General features: G+C 56.6%; 11 protein-coding genes and 2 rRNA genes. 3 read left to right on the plus strand and 10 right to left on the minus strand.

The window, feature by feature from the left end:
• Positions 1–73: 73 nt before the first annotated feature.
• Genes bcsC through bcsR form a run of 6 tightly spaced genes read right to left on the minus strand, consistent with a single transcriptional unit; the run spans position 74 to position 10,646 of the window.
• Complete coding sequence (bcsC, locus tag URZ40_RS03875) at positions 74–3,556, minus strand: cellulose synthase complex outer membrane protein BcsC (protein ID WP_320719805.1); 3,483 nt, start codon at positions 3,554–3,556, stop codon at positions 74–76.
• A complete protein-coding gene (gene bcsZ, locus URZ40_RS03880) occupies positions 3,538–4,644 on the minus strand; it encodes a cellulose synthase complex periplasmic endoglucanase BcsZ (protein WP_316380281.1) in 1,107 nt (368 codons plus the stop codon). Before bcsZ ends, bcsC begins: the two co-directional genes overlap by 19 nt.
• Positions 4,645–4,650: 6 nt before the next feature.
• Complete coding sequence (gene bcsB / locus URZ40_RS03885; protein ID WP_166712598.1) at positions 4,651–7,071, minus strand: cellulose biosynthesis cyclic di-GMP-binding regulatory protein BcsB; 2,421 nt, start codon at positions 7,069–7,071, stop codon at positions 4,651–4,653.
• A 10-nt stretch (positions 7,072–7,081) separates the two neighbouring features.
• Positions 7,082–9,697, minus strand: coding sequence for a UDP-forming cellulose synthase catalytic subunit (bcsA, locus tag URZ40_RS03890; protein WP_316380204.1), 2,616 nt, complete (start codon positions 9,695–9,697; stop codon positions 7,082–7,084).
• Positions 9,694–10,446 carry a cellulose biosynthesis protein BcsQ gene (gene bcsQ, locus URZ40_RS03895; protein ID WP_028014760.1) on the minus strand — a complete coding sequence of 251 codons (753 nt, stop codon included), beginning with the start codon at positions 10,444–10,446 and terminating at the stop codon, positions 9,694–9,696. The genes bcsA and bcsQ overlap by 4 nt, the downstream gene beginning before the upstream one ends.
• Before the next feature lie 11 nt (positions 10,447–10,457).
• Positions 10,458–10,646, minus strand: a complete 189-nt coding sequence (gene bcsR / locus URZ40_RS03900) for a cellulose biosynthesis protein BcsR (protein WP_116342870.1) — start codon at positions 10,644–10,646, stop codon at positions 10,458–10,460.
• A gap of 174 nt (positions 10,647–10,820) precedes the next feature.
• Between bcsR and bcsE the strand changes: the two genes are divergently transcribed.
• The 3 genes from bcsE to bcsG are packed head-to-tail and all read left to right on the plus strand — an operon-like array spanning position 10,821 to position 14,246.
• Complete coding sequence (gene bcsE / locus URZ40_RS03905; RefSeq protein ID WP_320719806.1) at positions 10,821–12,383, plus strand: cellulose biosynthesis c-di-GMP-binding protein BcsE; 1,563 nt, start codon at positions 10,821–10,823, stop codon at positions 12,381–12,383.
• Positions 12,380–12,574: a cellulose biosynthesis protein BcsF gene (gene bcsF / locus URZ40_RS03910; protein ID WP_014885605.1), complete on the plus strand. Its 195-nt coding sequence runs from the start codon at positions 12,380–12,382 to the stop codon at positions 12,572–12,574. Before bcsE ends, bcsF begins: the two co-directional genes overlap by 4 nt.
• A complete protein-coding gene (gene bcsG / locus URZ40_RS03915) occupies positions 12,567–14,246 on the plus strand; it encodes a cellulose biosynthesis protein BcsG (protein WP_320719808.1) in 1,680 nt (559 codons plus the stop codon). Before bcsF ends, bcsG begins: the two co-directional genes overlap by 8 nt.
• A 126-nt stretch (positions 14,247–14,372) precedes the next feature.
• On the opposite strand, the gene birA is transcribed toward bcsG, so the two are convergent.
• The 4 genes from birA to URZ40_RS03935 all read right to left on the minus strand — a co-directional run.
• Entirely contained in the window at positions 14,373–15,335 is a 963-nt protein-coding gene (gene birA / locus URZ40_RS03920; RefSeq protein WP_116342876.1) for a bifunctional biotin--[acetyl-CoA-carboxylase] ligase/biotin operon repressor BirA, read from the minus strand.
• Complete coding sequence (murB, locus tag URZ40_RS03925) at positions 15,332–16,360, minus strand: UDP-N-acetylmuramate dehydrogenase (protein WP_316380201.1); 1,029 nt, start codon at positions 16,358–16,360, stop codon at positions 15,332–15,334. Before murB ends, birA begins: the two co-directional genes overlap by 4 nt.
• Positions 16,361–16,484: 124 nt before the next feature.
• Positions 16,485–16,600 (minus strand): 5S ribosomal RNA (rrf, locus tag URZ40_RS03930).
• A gap of 70 nt (positions 16,601–16,670) precedes the next feature.
• Positions 16,671–16,769, minus strand: a 23S ribosomal RNA gene (locus URZ40_RS03935); the annotation flags it as partial.

Genomic DNA, 16,769 nt, shown 5'->3' on the forward strand with positions numbered 1-16,769 from the left:
ACCTGGCGCGCCTGAGTATACCCGATTGCCGCGCTATTAAGAGAGACTTACAAATGGATTAAGGAAAATCCGATTACCAGTCCGCGTAAGGAATAAGCGGCTGCGGCGGTAAGTCCATATCACCCTGCCAGCCTGCAGCAGAGTAACGCACATAAATCAGCGCATGGCTTGGGGTATAGTCTTTCGCTTCCTGAATATCCACGCCCATGCCCACAAACCAGTTGGACGTGACCCGGCGTTCGATAATCGCCCGCGCGGTATAACCCGTCCCGGAGGAGCTGCTGCCGGTTTCCATCGCGCCCCGGTCAGTATAGCGGCCTGGCTCATCGGTCGGGATCAGGCTCTGGATCGGGTAGCGCAGCTCGTCTTTGGTTTTGGAATGGGACCAGGACACCGAGCCTCCCAGCTCCCAGGACCAGTTTTCCGTGCGCTTACGCCAGGTTACAGGCAGCGCGAAGGAGACATACTCCTGCGGGCTGTAGTAGCCGCCCTGACCGAGGGAATAGCCGCTCAGATCTTTGTCGTAGTGCCAGAGCATATTGGACACGCCGACCGTCAGGCGCTCGTTGTTTTTATTGATGAGCTTGTAGTAGTAACCCGTCATCCAGCGGACGCGCCAGTTATCTTCCACATTTTTACCCGTCAGCGTTTCCGCGTTCAGGCTGGACCAGATGCCGTTCGCCTCACCTTTGTCATAGCTGATGCTCACGCCACCGCCGGTTGCGCGTACGCCGCCCCAGGTGGTGCCGGTATTGGTATCTTTTTGCCCGGCGAAGGCCAGCAGCGAACTGGAGATAGGCCGACGATGGGCGTTGACGGTATAGCCGATGGGACCTAAATCACTGCTGTAGCTGATGCCGCCCACCACGTCGACGACGTCAAAGCCCATTGGCGTGGTGCCAATATCCATCGCCCAGGTTTTATTTTGCCAGCCGACGGCGACGCTGGCGCCGCTGTCGCTCTGGCTGGTGTTGCCGCTACACGGCGTGTCGTAGCAGGTCCCCCATTTAGGATCGTAAGTCCCGTTATTGTTATCAAAAGTACCGGCATCCATGTTGACCAGATCGCTTCTGAAGAACATGCGCCCGTCAGAGAGCGGTGCGTCCACCTGGAGCATGGTGGTATGCGCTTTCAGGTCGGAATAGCCGCCCGTGCCGCTGGAGCCCCAGTAGTCGTGCTGGAGCGTGACGTTAACATCCTGCTGACGGTACAAATCACCAGCGTCACTGCGCACGCCGCGCTTCAGCCAGTCATCTTTTTCATCGTTACGCGTCAGACGAGTGAAACTGTCGTTGTCCACCGGACGCGTCGTGGTAATGCCGGACGACACCATCGCATCTTTATACGTCTCCAGCGCCTGCTGCGGCTGGCCGTTTTGCGTCTGGAAGCGGGCAGCATCACGCAGCACCAGCGCGCTCTCCATGGAGGCGGGCTGCGATTTGGCCTGAGGAATGATTTTGCTGAAGGTCTGTTCAGCGGCAGCGGAATCGCCCAGGCCCGCCTGCGCCATCGCGATCCGGCGCTGCATATTGAGCGAGAGTGGCTGGTCATTTTGCCCGGCGGGCAGTTTCGCGAGCTCGGCACGGGCGGCATCTTTGTTACCTTCCGCGCTGTAAATCTCGGTCAAACCGAGGATCGCGTCCTCGTTCTGCGGCTCACGCTGCAGGACGGCGTTGTAGGTGGTTTTCGCCGACGCCAGATCGCCACGCTGCTGCGCCCAGTCCGCCAGCGTCAGGTCGATGCGGGTGGAGGTCGGCTGCTGGCGCAGAAGGTTTTCCGCCTCCTGCTCTTTGCCGCTGTCGCGCAGACGGTTAGCGGTTTCCAGCACCTGGTTGCTTTGCAGGCGGTCGGCAAGTTCCTGAATATTGCCGTTCCACTGGCTGCGCGGCAGGGTATCCAGATGCGCCAGCGCGGCTCGGTCCTGGTCGTTTCCGGAAAGATAGAGCCCGTTGGCATAGACCTGATCCGGGTCAGACGGCTTCTGGCTGGCAAGCTGGCGCATCAGGGTATCTGCCTGGCTGCGCTGACCCGCGCTGTAGAGATCGCGCGAGAGACGATACGTTATCCAGACTTCACCGGGCGAGAGCGCCAGACGACGACGCTGGATTTCTGCCGCCTGAGCGTATTTCCCCTGACTCTCCAGCTGTTCTGCCTGGGCAGACAGCTGCTCGTTAGTCAGGCTACGCTCAATATCATCAATGCTCCGGCGCTGGCTGGCAGAGAGCGACTGGATAAACTGCGAGGCTTTCTCCGGGGACTGCGCGCGGTAAATATTGGCAAGGCCGCGAACCGCATTGCTGTTGCCGCTGTCCATACGCAGCGCCTGGCGGTAATAACGCTCTGCCGCGTCGTTATCTTTACGCGCCGCGGCGGCATCTCCCAGCCCCAGCACCGCGTAGCTGTCGGTATTGTCGATGTTACGCGCCTGCTGAAAGTATCGTTCCGCCTGCGCCGGGTTATTCGCCTTCAGCGCCGCATCCCCCTGCTGGATCAGCAGCCAGTAGCGGTTAACCTTCAGTAAACTGTCCCATTTACCGCGGTTATCGCTCTGCGGATCGAGGGCAATCGCCTTTTCAAACTGTGCCACCGCGCGGGCGCGGTCGCCTTTCTGGGAATAGGCTTGTCCAAGGGCACCCACCGCTTCACTGTCGGCATGGTTGGCACTAACGGCTTTTTGCAGCTCCGCCACCGCCTTACTCCCCTGCCCGGCATCCACCGCCGCCAGCCCTTCCGCTTTCGCGCGGAACGCCGGGTCAGCGAGCTGTTTTTGCTGCGCCTCAAGCTGGGCGCGCGCCGCCGCGACGCTATCCCCGTCGCTGAATACGGTCAGGTATTTTTGCAGCGCGGTAACGCTGGCGCTGCTGGCGGGCTGGTCTTTAATCTGCTCATACCACATGTCAGACGCCTGACTGCGACCGCCGGTAGATTTAGCCATCTCCTGCAGGACCGCAAAGCCTTCATCACGGCGTCCGCTCTGGAACAGAAGCTGAGCCAGCGTCGTCTGCAGCTGCGTATTACCGGGGCTGCTGCTGTTAATTTTTTTTAGTTGGTTAATGGCCGAAGCGCGACGGGCAGGATCTTTCGCCACCACATTCCAGTATTCCGTCGCCACGTCGCCGCCCGGCGGGTTGCCGTCAAAGAGCTTGTCATAGGCGGCTATCGCCTCCTGCGTGTGCCCTGTTGTGGCGAGTAAGCGCGCCTGCTGAAGCTGCTGGCGGCCATCCGGCGTGGAAAGCAGCATCGTGTTGCGTGAGGACTGGTAGGCGCTGGAGCCCGGGGCGATCCCTTTCAGGCGATCCAGCTCTTTTTGCGCTCCGGCGTTATCGCCCTGGCGCAGCAGGTAGCGAAAGCGGGCGGCAATGACGTCAGGGTTGTTCGGATCGATCAGCTCAAGACGGTAGAGCGACTGCCGAACCAAATCCTCACGATGGGTCGATTCGCCCAGCCGAACCTGCTCCAGCAGCTGTTTCTGCTGCGGAGAGTTGACGGCCTGCGCCAGCGGCATCAGTGCCAGCCCAAGCGATAGAGTGAGTAGATTTACTGTGAACTTGCGCATTCCTGGCCCCAATCCGGTATTAATTCACCCTTAGCGGTGAAGCGAAAACGATGCTGATCCCATCCCTGACCAAAGAGAGTCAATACATAGCTGTAGTAGGCATTATTATCGGGAAAATGGTCTGCCACGCGCTGGCGCTGAACCGCCAGGGCATCGCGCTGTTGTAAAAACGGCAGCATGGCGGCAGAGAACCCGACCGGGCCATTGCCGGTGCGTTTCCCCGTCGCCACATCCACTTTCTCCGGCGGCACGCCCTGTTTGATTGTCGTTGCCGCCATCGGCTGGAAGCGCGTCAGCAGCCGGGCTTTTTGAGGATCTTTATCGCTCATCATGCCCACCCAAAGATAGACACGTATGGCGTCATAGCCCCCCACCAGCGTCTTATCCTGCTGTAACTGCCAGCCTCTGTTTTTCTGATACTGCACCCAGTCCGGCGAGAACCCCTTCGGCGCGCTTTCCAGCAGCAGCCGCAGATTGGTTTCACGCAGCGTGGTCCACGGGGCTCCGTAGCGGGTGAAATAGCTCGCTAGCTGTGGAGGAAGGTAGCTGGGGTTAAAGCGCCAGGCGTTTTCATCGGCAAAGCCGACTTTACCGGGAAGCAGCATTGAGCCGAGCCCCGGCACTTTCAACACTTCCTCGCTGGCAATGCGTTTTAGCAGCGCCTTGCCCGTTTGGGTATAGTCCGGGTGTTTCCATAACCGGCCCGCTTCGAGCAGCGACCAGGCAATCCAGACATCGGCATCTGAGGCGGAATTAGTATCAATCACCCCCCAGTTTTCTTTGTCTTTCTGCCCCCAGAGCCAGGCGGGCAGACGATCGTTGAGATTGCCGCTGGCAAGGTTATCGCGCGTCCAGGTCAGCAGCAGGTCAAACGCGTTGCGATCGTTAGCGGCCAGGGCAAAGAACAACGCATAGCTTTGCCCTTCTGACGTCGTAATTTTGCGCGTGTCACTGGGATCAATGACGCGCCCGCCCTCGCTGATGTAATCCTTTTTAAACTGCTCCCAGGCAGGCCAGGTACAGGCGGCGCGAAGCGGGAGCGCCGCCAGCATCAACGCTACAACTACACACCAGCGAATGGCTTTCATCACGTCTTACTCATCGGGGTTAAGGCGACGACGGCTGATGATACGCAGCAGACGCCACAGCACCCATGCCAGCAATACCACGCTAACCGCAGCCAGGATGGCGAGCAGAACCGGATGGTTAGACAGCGCATACCACAGACGTTCGAACCACGGCAGATGGCCGACGTAGTACACATCACCCACGCGCAGGCTGTTGACGCCGGACTCGCGGATCACCGACACCGAGCCAAACATCGCGGCGCGCTTACCGCTGTCGTTCATCGCGGTATTCAGCAGCTCATAGCCACGGGGGCTGTCCGCCAGCAGAGCTATCACGCTACGCTGATCGTTGTAAGGGGACTGGAAGCCCACCACTGCAGCCATCGCTCCCTGAGAGGTTACGGCCGTCTGCGCGCTGGCCTTGCGATCGTTCACATCCGGCATAATGCTCGGGAACTCGGTCTGACGCAGCGGCGTGTTAACCCAGGACTCAGTGGCTTTTACCAGCAGATCGATACGTTTTTCATCCTTCAGCTTATCCGGGATGGTGCCGATCACCATAATATCCGCATCTTTGTTCTGGATCTGGCTGCCATCATCCGTCAACGTGACGTTAATTGCCGGTAATCCAGTTTGCGCGCCTACGGTCGCCATGGTATCGAGCAGGGTCGTCACCTGACCTTCGTTTGGTGCTTTTGGCATCACCACAATGGATTCAGAGAGATCGGCCATGCGGCTGAACGGGAAGCCCGCGTTAGCAAAGGCACGCAGATCCGGCATCGCCAGGAAATGGTAGTACTTCGAGAAGTCTATGGTCGACTCATCGCCGATCACGACGTGGTTCTGTACCGGCTGGAAGGTGATGCAGTTCTCCACCGAACCGCCAGGCATCGGGTTCATGTACTGGAAATCAAAACGCAGCTGGTTAATCGCGCCAAGCTTCAGTGCAGGAATAGAGACGTCCGTTTTGCCGTCCAGCAGCCCCTGCAGCACCGGCAGGCGGAGCATCAGCCGGTTAGTGTCCTGGGTGCTTTGCAGGCTGAACGATTGCAGGAACTGGTTGTTCAGGCTGATATCCATGCGCGAGCTGTCTTTCGTCGCCGGCGCGGTATAGCGATAGTTGAGATTGATATCAATGCCGTTGGTGCGCAGCAGGTACAGATCCGGCGGCAGGTTCAGTGACAGGTTAATCGACGATGGTTCCAGCCCGGACGCCTGCAACTGCTCTTCATAGGTTTTCAGTTCACCAAACGTCACGGCACGATCGGTACGCACCCAGTTTGGCGCGTCATAAGGTTTACGTGCCAGCAGCGGCTTAACCTCGTCCACCACCACGCTGTTGCCGCGGAACAGGACGTTGCCCTGGGCAATTGCTTTTGCCGCCTGAACCAGATCTTTATCGTCACGACCAAAGACCACCAGCAGCTTCACGTACGGGTTATCCGGGTGGCTTACCATCTCAATAGTTGGCGCTTTGACTTCGGGGTGGTCGCGCAGGAAAGCCGGACGCTTGGCGTTAGTTGCAAAGACAATCGCGTTTCTGTCCGGCATTTTGTCATACATCACCGGGAAGTTCTGACCGCGCCAGCCGGAGCGGGAGCCAAACCAGGAGGCCACAATGGTCGCCGCCAGTTGCTCGGTCACGTCAGGGGATGACGCAAATACCATCGGCAGCGTGAGCGGACGGTTATCACGCGGATCAAAGAACGGAACCGGGAATGCCGAAAGATCGTTTTTCAGCGCCAGCGGCTGGTAGGTCATCTGCAGCGAGGAGTTGCGCCCGACGTCCAGCCACAGCGTGTTGCTGGCGGGGTTTTCGCAGACATCGCGGTAGTGACCAACAAACTCCAGACGGATACGGTTAAAGTCGGTGATGAACAGCGGGTTAATCGGTACCTGCGCCTGGGTTTTCTTACCCAGCTGCTCTTTGGTCACCGGCAGAACGTCCATCAGCTCATCATTGAGGTAGACCTTCAGCTGAGACTGCGTCGGCAGCAGGGATGGCGACGGCGTATATTCAAGGTTCAGTACCGCATTCGAAACAACCTCATCGCTGCGCATACCAAATTCAATGCTGCCGTTAGGATTGACGCCGCGCAGCACCATGCTGCCCGGCGGCGGCGCGATTTGCGCGAAGGTCAGCTTCACGTCCCGCGACGGCGTGTTCTCCGCGACAACGGGCGCGTTAGCCCCCCGCACGCCCGGCATCACCTGCCCGATGACCGGGTTCTCGGCCGGGAGGGTGTTCCCCTCCGTTGGCTGGTTCGGAATGATGTTTTCTGTTTGACCGGGTGCCGCCGTGATAACCGGATCGGTTGCCTGCGCGACGACAGGTACCGTCGGCGCAGGCGTAGCCGCTGCGTTACCAGGTGCTGCGTTAGCCATTGTTGCGGGGAGTGCACTCACTCCCATTGCCACTGCACATAACCAGGAAAGTTTTGTTTTCATCGCGTTATCATCATTGTTGAGCCATAACCGGGTCCGCCTGCTTCGCCTCATCCCGCTCAGGACGACGAGGAACAAACGACACGACCCAGGAAACCAGCGAAGTAAGTGACCGGAAAATTAATTTCACCGACGACGGGGCAAATTCTGCAAGGTGACGATAGCCACGGAACCCCAGCTTCAGAATATCCAGCAGGCTTTCCAGAGGTTTATCTTCCGGGAAGCTGTCCTGCCAGAGAGCCCATGTATCCGCACGGGCAAACGTACACTGCACAAAATCAATATGTTGCTTTTTGGTCAACGGCATCAGCTGCAGACCCACCTCACTGCCTGCCACACGCACCACCTGCGTCGGGAAGACATACTCCTGCTGGCCGCGCTTGAGCAGCAGGTTGACTTTCTGCCCTTCCAGCACTTTCGCCTGGCCGTTGATTTTGATCCCCAGACCACCGTCAGAGAAATCGTGCACCGTACAGGAGAAGAGGTGGCCATCTTCACGGGCAATCGCCGCAGGCATGCAGATTTCAACGCGATGCGCGCGACGAACCTGTTTACTCTCCACCGACACCGCCACCGCGCCGCCGAGGATTATCAGGTTGTAGAACACCCAGGCCATACTCACAAACACGGTCAGGATTTCGTTTTCCGGGCCGTAGAAGTAGCGCCAGATGCCGGCGATAACGCCAACGATATTCAGCAGCACGAGGAAGATGTACGGGCGGGAGATCACCCAGTCGACGTACTCCTCTTCCACCAGACCGCCCTTCGCGGTGACGTTGAATTTACCTTTATGCGGGTTAATCAGCGCGACCATCGTCGGCGGCGCGATGTACCACGCCAGCACCGTTTCGTAGATTTCACTCCAGAAGGAGTGGCGGTATTTGCCCTGGATCTTCGAGTTCGTCAGGCTCGCGTGGATCATGTGCGGCAGAACGAACAGCGCAATCATCAGCGCGGGGGCGTAGATGATATAGGCGTGAAGGAGCAGGAACGCCAGCGGCGCGGTCAGGAAGATAAGCCGCGGGATGCCGGACAAGAAGTGGAACATAGCGTTGACGTAGCAAAGACGCTGCGCCAGCTTGAGGCCTTTCCCTATCAGCGGGTTATCGAGACGGAAAATCTGCACCATGCCGCGCGCCCAGCGAATACGCTGGCCAATGTGCGCCGAGAGTGATTCCGTCGCCAGACCGGCGGCCTGGGGGATACGCATATAGGCAGAGGTATAGCCCCGACGGTGCAGGCGCAGAGAGGTGTGCGCATCTTCGGTCACCGTCTCAACGGCAATACCGCCAATTTCATCCAGCGGCTTACGGCGGATAACCGCGCAGGAGCCGCAGAAGAAGGTGGCATCCCACATGTCGTTTCCGTCCTGCACCAGCCCATAGAACAGCGTGCCTTCGTTCGGGGTTTTGCGGAAGCGGCCAAGGTTACGTTCAAACGGGTCCGGCGAGAAGAAATGGTGCGGCGTCTGCATCATCGCCAGCTCTTTCTCTTTCAGGAACCAGCCCATGGTCATCTGCAGGAACGAGCGCGTCGGTACGTGGTCGCAGTCAAAGATCGAGACGAACTCCCCGGTGGCATACTTCAGGGCGTTGTTGATATTACCGGCCTTAGCATGCTCGTGAGTCGGACGGGCGATATACTCGACGCCGACCTCTTCTGCAAACTGGCGGAACGCCGGACGATTGCCGTCATCCAGGATCCAGACTTTGAGCTTATCTTTCGGCCAGTCGATGCCCAGCGCGGCATAGATAGTGTTTTTCACCACGCTCAGATCTTCGTTGTAGGTCGGGACGAAGAGATCGACGGTCGGCCACTGCGTGGTGTCCTTTGGCAGCGGAACCGGCTGGCGGTTGAGCGGCCAAATCACCTGGAAATAGCCCAGAACCAGCACAATCCAGGCATAGGTCTCAGCAAACAGCAGCACCAGACCGCACACCAGGCTGACCGGATCGTCCCAGTTCAGCGTTGAGGTGTAACGCCACCAGATGTAGCGGCAGGAAACCGTCAGCGACAGCACAATCAGCATCAGCGCCGAGAAGCGGCCCGGAATACGGCGAACCAGCAACGCCACGCCCCACAACAGGATCAGGAAGGTGAACTGCGCCAGGGGATTGAAGGGTTGCGTGATACAGACCAGCGCCAGAATGAGCGAGAACACGACAATCACGCCAAGGATAAAACGCCGCAAGCCCGGATGGAGGTGCCCGAGCTCTTTATGGTTATCCAGATGGCTGGTCTTATCGCTGACGCTATCGGGCAGTTTATCCAGCCACTGGTGATAGCGTTCACGTAACTGCTGTACGCGGGAATAGCTGCGCCAGTGCGGCGTTATTTTCTCCGCACGGGATGACGTGACCGCCAGCCAAATGGTCTGAATAAGATAGCGCGCCGGATCCAAAGGCCGTGGCCGGTCGGGGTTAATATGTGGATATAATTCGCCGTGGCGTGCACGTATGCGCTGCCAGCGCGGGTGTTCGAGTGGAATGAACGTCCAGGCCAGAATCATCCAGAAACAGCCGAGCGCGGCGCTGAATGCCGGGGCACCATGCCGGCGAAAGTGCCGGTAATGGTCGCTCAAACGCGAACTGACCGGTGGGATAAGAAGCCAGCTGGCGAGTCGACTCATACCGAACTCCCTGCCGGCTCCGCCTTGCTGGCGAAGTTCAGCAGACACCAGTTAGCCAGCGTCAGGATCTCTTCTGCTGCTAGCGAGTCGCTGCGGTATTCGCCGAGCGGCTGCTTGGAGGCGAGGCATTCCGCCATCCCCTCATCGCGATGAATCACAATGGGCAGCAGGCGGCGCTGGCTTTGCAGCCACACCTGATAGAGATCGTCCTGAATTTGGCTACCGATACGTAAATCGTTAATCAGAAGATGCGCGTTTTGAGGCAGACCCTGCTGATGCAGTCGAATATGGCAGTTCGCATCCACGTTCACCACGGAAAGTACATGGTCGCACTGGGCGATGAGCTGTCGGGTCAGCGTCCCGGCGCCGTGCGGCAGATCCAGCAGGATCCACTGGTAGTGCCCCTTTTCTTTCAGACTCTGCAGCGCAAGCGTGAACTGCGAAAACAGACGCTGATAGGCGGCCTCATTCTCGCGTTCCGTGGTGGTCAGTTGGCCAAAAGGCAACAAATCAAGCTGGGAGGTATAGCGCAGACCCGCATCCCGCCAGTCTTTGTCATCAAGCAGCGCGCGGGCCCAGCCCTCTTCGCGAGTGAAGTCGACGTTGAACGACATACGCAGCAAATTATCGGCGCAGGCATCAATCACCAGCACCGATTCACCTAAAAGCTGTAATGACCACGCCAGCGCCGCGGTAACAGATGTGGTACCCACACCGCCACGGACGCCCTGTAATCCGAGTATGGCCATCAATGGCTCCCTTATTGTTGATGGGCGAATTCAGCTAATAACGGCCAGCGTTTAATAGCCGCGGCCAACTGTTCCCGCTGGGAAATATCGGTGTAATCTATTTCAGGTAGAGAAAAGGCCTGCGCCAGCGCCAGAAAATCGTTTTGGAATGTGTAACCCAGAGTCGAATCGACTGGGGTTCCAGGTTCGTTATTATCCATTCTTATTCCATCCCTTTGAGGAAAATCGCACGCTCGGAAGTTGCAGGGCATCCTGCCCTGACAAATTTCATTTACATGCTAAATCTGATGTTCTTTAATTTCAATGTTAGGTTTATTTCTACGCTTTCGCTAGTAAACTGAGATACAGACAAATTAGACGAAAAGAGGGACATCGTGGACTCCATATTTTCTATTGGCATCCAGTCATTATGGGACGAATTGAGCCACATGCCAGTCGGTGGAGTCTGGTGGATTAATACGGATCGTAATGAAGATGCTATCAGCCTGGTAAACCAGACAATTGCCGCTCAGGGTAAGGATTCCCGCGTGGCCGTCATTAGCATGGGCGAAGAGCCGAAGAAAATTATCACGCTGGAAAGTGACTGCGGACCTCAAAAAGTACGTTTATTTTCCATGTCAGCGGAAGCGGATAGTCTATACTTTTTGCCCCGCGACGTTCAGTGCTCTATTGATCCGGATCACTATTTAGTGATTCTTAAATGCGCAAATAACACACTGCAAAATATTCCTGCCGAAAAACTGCTGTCGTGGCTGGAAAAAATCAATAAATGGGCAAAATTTCAAAATTGCACGCTATTGGTCGTCAACCCCGGCAGTAATAATGACAAGCTATTCTCACTTTTAATGGGTGAATATCGCTCCCTGTTCGGACTGGCAAGTCTTCGTGACCAGGCAGGCAGCTATCTCTACGATATTGCCTTCTGGTGCAATGAAAAGGGCGTGAGCGCCAGGCAACAGCTGACCCTTAAACCTGTTAAGGGGAAATGGCACCTGGCACAGCAGGAAGAAACTGTGGTGCAGCCGCGCAGTGACGAAAAACGCATCCTGAGCCATATTGCAGTTTTAGAAGGTGCTCCTGCGCTATCGGAAAACTGGTCGCTGTTTGAGTCTAACGAAGCGCTTTTTCATGAAGCGCGCACCACCCAGGCAGCCACCCTTGTTTTCTCGTTGATGCAGAATAACCAGATTGAGACGCTGGCGAGACAAATTCACACCCTGCGCCGCCAGCGCGGCAGCGCGTTAAAAATTGTGGTGCGCGAAAATAATACCAGCCTGCGCGCAACTGATGAGCGTCTGCTTCTGGGCTGTGGGGCAAATATGGTTATTCCATGGAATGCACCACTGTCACGCTGCCTGACGCTCATTGAAAGCGTTCAGGGCCAGCAGTTCAGCCGCCATGTACCGGAAGACATCTCCACGCTGCTCTCCATGACCCAGCCGATGAAGCTGCGCGGCTACCAGAAATGGGATACGTTCTGCGATGCCGTCGGCAACATGATGAGCAACACGTTACTCCCCGCGGACGGTAAAGGGGTCATGGTTGCCCTGCGCCCGGTACCGGGTATTCGCGTTGAGCAGGCGCTCACCTTATGCCGCCCGAACCGTACAGGGGACATTATGACCATTGGCGATAATCGCCTGGTGTTGTTTTTATCCTTCTGCCGGGTAAACGATCTTGATACCGCGCTTAACCACATCTTCCCCCTGCCTACCGGGGACATCTTCTCGAACCGTATGATTTGGTTCGAAGATAATGCTATTAGCGCGGAGCTGGTGCAGATGCGCGCACTTCAGCCTGAACAATGGGTTAAACCGCTCGCAATCACGAGCGATGTAAAACCGATCCTTAATGCCAGACATGATGGACATGTCTGGCGTCGGGTTCCGGAACCCCTTCGCTTATTAACTGAGAATGGGGAGAACGCACCATCATGAATATCAGCGATATCATTCAACTGGTCGTATTCTGTGCGCTGATCTTTTTCCCGCTTGGCTACTATGCGCGCCATTCCATACGCCGTATCCGTGATACGGCCAGAGTGATGTTTATAAAACCTCGCTATGTAAAACCAGCCGGAACACTGACACGGGCATCACACGTCAAGGCAGACCGTAAACATGACTAATTCTACCTATACCGCTTCGTCACCCTCGCCGCTCTGGCAATACTGGCGCGGCCTTTCCGGCTGGAACTTCTACTTTCTGGTGAAGTTTGGTCTGCTGTGGGCAGGCTATCTGAATTTCCATCCCCTGCTTAACCTGGTGTTTATGGCCTTCCTGCTGATGCCTCTGCCGAACATCAGGCTGCATCGTTTACGTCACTGGGTTGCCATCCCCGTCGGCTTTGCGCTGTTCTGGCACGATACCTGGCTTCCAGGACCGGAAAGCATAATGAGCCAGGGATCGCAGGTCGCGGGATTCAGTGCAGACTATATGCTTGACCTGGTTGAACGTTTCATTAACTGGCAGATGATTGGCGCCGTCTTTGTCCTGCTGGTTGCCTGGCTGTTCCTGTCTCAGTGGATCCGCGTCACGGTGTTTGTCGTCGCCATTATGATCTGGCTTAACGTGCTGACGCTGGCGGGGCCAAGCTTTTCCCTGTGGCCTGCCGGCCAGCCGACGACAACGGTGACCACGACGGGAGGAAGCGCAGCGGCTACCGTTACGACGGCAGGCGATACGCCGGTGGTGGGCGATATTCCAACGCAGACCGCACCGCCAACCTCCACCAATCTCAATGCGTGGCTTTCCAGCTTCTATACCGCAGAAGACAAGCGACAGACGAAATTCCCCGACGCGCTGCCGGCAGATGCTCAGCCGTTTGAGCTGCTGGTGATTAACATCTGTTCCCTCTCCTGGGCCGATGTGGATGCCGCCGGTTTGATGTCTCACCCGCTGTGGTCCCACTTTGACATCCAGTTTAAAGATTTTAACTCTGCCACCTCGTACAGCGGCCCGGCGGCTATACGCCTGCTGCGCGCAAGCTGCGGTCAGACTTCGCATAAAAACCTCTATCAACCCGCTGGTAACCAGTGTTATCTGTTCGATAACCTCGCGAAGCTAGGCTTTACGCAGCACCTGATGCTGGGGCATAACGGCCAGTTCGGTAACTTCCTGAAAGAGGTGCGTGAACAGGGTGGCATGCAGGCGCCGCTGATGGATCAGACCGGTCTTCCCGTTACGCTGCTGGGCTTCGACGGTTCGCCGGTTTATGACGATACCGCCGTGCTGCAGCGCTGGATGCAGACCATCGAAAAGGACAGTAATCCGCGCAGTGCGACGTTCTATAACACCCTGCCGCTTCACGACGGTAACCACTTCCCGGGCGTGAGCAAAACGGCGGATTATAAAGTGCGTGCGCAGAAATTTTTTGACGAGCTGGACGCGTTCTTCACGGAGCTGGAAAAATCCGGCCGTAAAGTAATGGTGGTAGTGGTACCTGAGCACGGTGGCGCGCTGAAGGGCGACAGAATGCAGGTGTCAGGTCTCCGTGATATCCCAAGCCCGTCCATCACCAACGTACCAGCAGGCATTAAATTCTTTGGCATGAAGGCACCGCACCAGGGTGCACCGATTGAGATCGCTCAGCCAACCAGCTATCTGGCGATCTCAGAACTGGTGGCCCGCGCCGTTGACGGTAAGCTGTTTGTGGAAGATAACGTGAACTGGGATCAGCTCACCAGTAACCTGCCGCAAACGGCAGAAGTCTCCGAGAATGCCAACGCGGTGGTGATTCAGTATCAGAACAAGCCGTACGTTCGTCTGAACGGCGGGGATTGGGTACCGTATCCGCAGTAACTGATTTACCCCTCACCCTAACCCTCTCCCCATAGGGGAGAGGGGATAGTCTGTGCGTTATTATTGCGCTGAAATCCGCACCAGCAGGTAGCGCAGACGGATTTTTGCATCGTTCACTCCATCCGGTTATTCGGCGCTTCGCAGGGAAATCTCACCGCCCACCCAGGGCTTGATCGCGCCATCCTGCTCCAGAAGCAGCGCGCCCTGTGCGTCAATACCGCGGGAAACCCCGTAGATTTCTTTATCACCAATCAGCAGTTTCACCGGGCGGTTAATAAAGTTATCCAGCTTTTCCCAACGAGACAGGAACGGTGCCAGACCTTCCTGTTCAAAAAGCGTGAGTGAGCTACGTAGCTCTTTAATCATGCGCACGGCAAGGGTGTTACGATCAATGACGATCCCCGCCTCCTGGAGGTTGGTCCAGGCCTGATTCACCACGTCATTCTGGACAGTACGCATCACCATATTGAGGCCCGCACCAATGACAATTTGCGCCGCATCACCGGTCTTGCCCGTCAGTTCGACCAGGATCCCGGCAAGTTTACGATCGTTGAGGTACAGATCGTTTGGCCATTTAACACGGACCCGATCGGCACCCAGATCGTGCAGTACTTCCGCCATGACAATACCAATGACCAGACTCAGGCCAATGGCTGCGGCAGGCCCCTGCTCCAGACGCCAGTACATGGACAGATAGAGATTAGCGCCAAATGGCGAGAACCATTTGCGACCGCGACGGCCACGACCGGCCTGCTGATACTCGGCAACACAGGCATCGCCGGATGAGAGTTCGCTCAGCCGATCCATAAGGTACTGGTTCGTCGAATCAATCACCGGCAGCACCGCAACATTGCCGTGTCCAAGCTGGCTGCGGATGACGTCTTCATTCAGCAATTGAATTGGCTCCGGCAGGCTGTAGCCTTTTCCGGGTACCGTGAACACATCAACACCCCAGTCGCGGAGGGTCTGAATATGCTTGTTAATGCCGGCACGGCTCATGCCAAGCTGCTCGCCCAGTTGCTCGCCAGAGTGGAACTCCCCGTCTGCAAGGATGCTAATCAGGGTTAACGGAATGGTATTGTCCTTCACGCAATGGTCTCCACGGCATTCACTTCACCTGTGCAACCAATGAAGCGGACTTCTGGCTCCAGCCAGACGTTAAACTTTTCGCCCACACGCTGACGAACATAATGAGCCAGCTGCACAACATCATCGCTGGTCGCATCGCATTGATTAATCAGTACCAGAGCCTGCTGCTGGTGAACGGCAGCGCCACCTACTGAAGCGCCTTTTAACTGGCATTGATCGATCAGCCAGCCTGCAGCCAGCTTCACGCTGCCATCGGTCTGAGGGTAATGTGGCGCAGTGGGCCATCCTTCAAGGAAGGCTTTTGCATTTTCGCTGCTGATAACCGGGTTTTTGAAGAAGCTTCCAGCATTTCCGTTTACTTTCGGATCGGGAAGTTTAGTCATCCGCATATGGCAAACTGAGTCAAATACGTCGCGGGGGGTGACGGTAGCCGGATCGAGCCGCGTTAAATCACCGTAGGTGAGTACGGGCTGCCAGTTTTTCGACAGGCACAGGCCCACGGCGATAATCACGTAGCGATCCTGATATTCATGCTTGAAGATACTGTCACGGTAGCCGAAACGGCACTGCTCTGCCGTTAAGCGCTTAGCCGTTCCGGTCGCCAGTTCGATGCAGTCGACATACTCACAGACATGTTTCAGTTCGATGCCGTAGGCGCCGATGTTTTGAATGGGTGACGATCCGGCACAGCCTGGTATAAGCGCCAGGTTTTCCAGACCCGGCATCCCTTTTTCGAGGGTAAATTGCACCAGGTGATGCCAGTTTTCTCCGGCACCCACGTGCAGATGCCAGCTATCAGTGCGCTCTTCCACACCAATACCCATGATGCGGTTAACAATTACCGTGCCCGCGAAATCGTCGAGAAACAGGACATTGCTTCCTTCGCCCAGAATCAGTACGGGTTCGTTATTTTCTGTTGCGCTTTGCCATGCATCCAGCAGCTGCTGTGCTGTATCGGCACGTACAATTTGATTAGCATTACGTTGAATGCCAAAGGTATTCCAGGGCTTAAGGGAGTGGTTCATAGACGCTATCCTGATGCAAAAACGCAGGTAGTTTACCGTATAAGCAGAGCGTTGGGGGATTAGTTTGTGCAGCGCAGAAACGCAAAAAGGCCATCCTTGCGGATGGCCTCTTTACTTAATTGATGCCTGGCAGTTCCCTACTCTCACATGGGGAGACCCCACACTACCATCGGCGCTACGGCGTTTCACTTCTGAGTTCGGCATGGGGTCAGGTGGGACCACCGCGCTAAAGCCGCCAGGCAAATTCTGTTAATCTGTATCAGGCTGAATATTGTTTGCGTCTCTTCCGCCAAAACATCTTCGGCGTTGTAAGGTTAAGCCTCACGGTTCATTAGTATCGGTTAGCTCAACGCATCGCTGCGCTTACACACCCGACCTATCAACGTCGTCGTCTTCAACGTTCCTTCAG

Source organism: Enterobacter sp. 296B2, assembly GCF_034106185.1.
GTDB classification, from domain to species: Bacteria; Pseudomonadota; Gammaproteobacteria; order Enterobacterales; family Enterobacteriaceae; genus Enterobacter; species Enterobacter cloacae_N.

Coding starts and splice junctions, on each gene's coding strand:
- bcsC (WP_320719805.1), bottom strand. CDS start 3,556: ATGCGCAAGTTCACAGTAAATCTACTCACTCTATCGCTTGGGCTGGCA.
- bcsZ (WP_316380281.1), bottom strand. CDS start 4,644: ATGAAAGCCATTCGCTGGTGTGTAGTTGTAGCGTTGATGCTGGCGGCG.
- murB (WP_316380201.1), bottom strand. CDS start 16,360: ATGAACCACTCCCTTAAGCCCTGGAATACCTTTGGCATTCAACGTAAT.
- bcsB (WP_166712598.1), bottom strand. CDS start 7,071: ATGAAAACAAAACTTTCCTGGTTATGTGCAGTGGCAATGGGAGTGAGT.
- bcsF (WP_014885605.1), top strand. CDS start 12,380: ATGAATATCAGCGATATCATTCAACTGGTCGTATTCTGTGCGCTGATC.
- bcsG (WP_320719808.1), top strand. CDS start 12,567: ATGACTAATTCTACCTATACCGCTTCGTCACCCTCGCCGCTCTGGCAA.
- bcsA (WP_316380204.1), bottom strand. CDS start 9,697: ATGAGTCGACTCGCCAGCTGGCTTCTTATCCCACCGGTCAGTTCGCGT.
- bcsR (WP_116342870.1), bottom strand. CDS start 10,646: ATGGATAATAACGAACCTGGAACCCCAGTCGATTCGACTCTGGGTTAC.
- bcsQ (WP_028014760.1), bottom strand. CDS start 10,446: ATGGCCATACTCGGATTACAGGGCGTCCGTGGCGGTGTGGGTACCACA.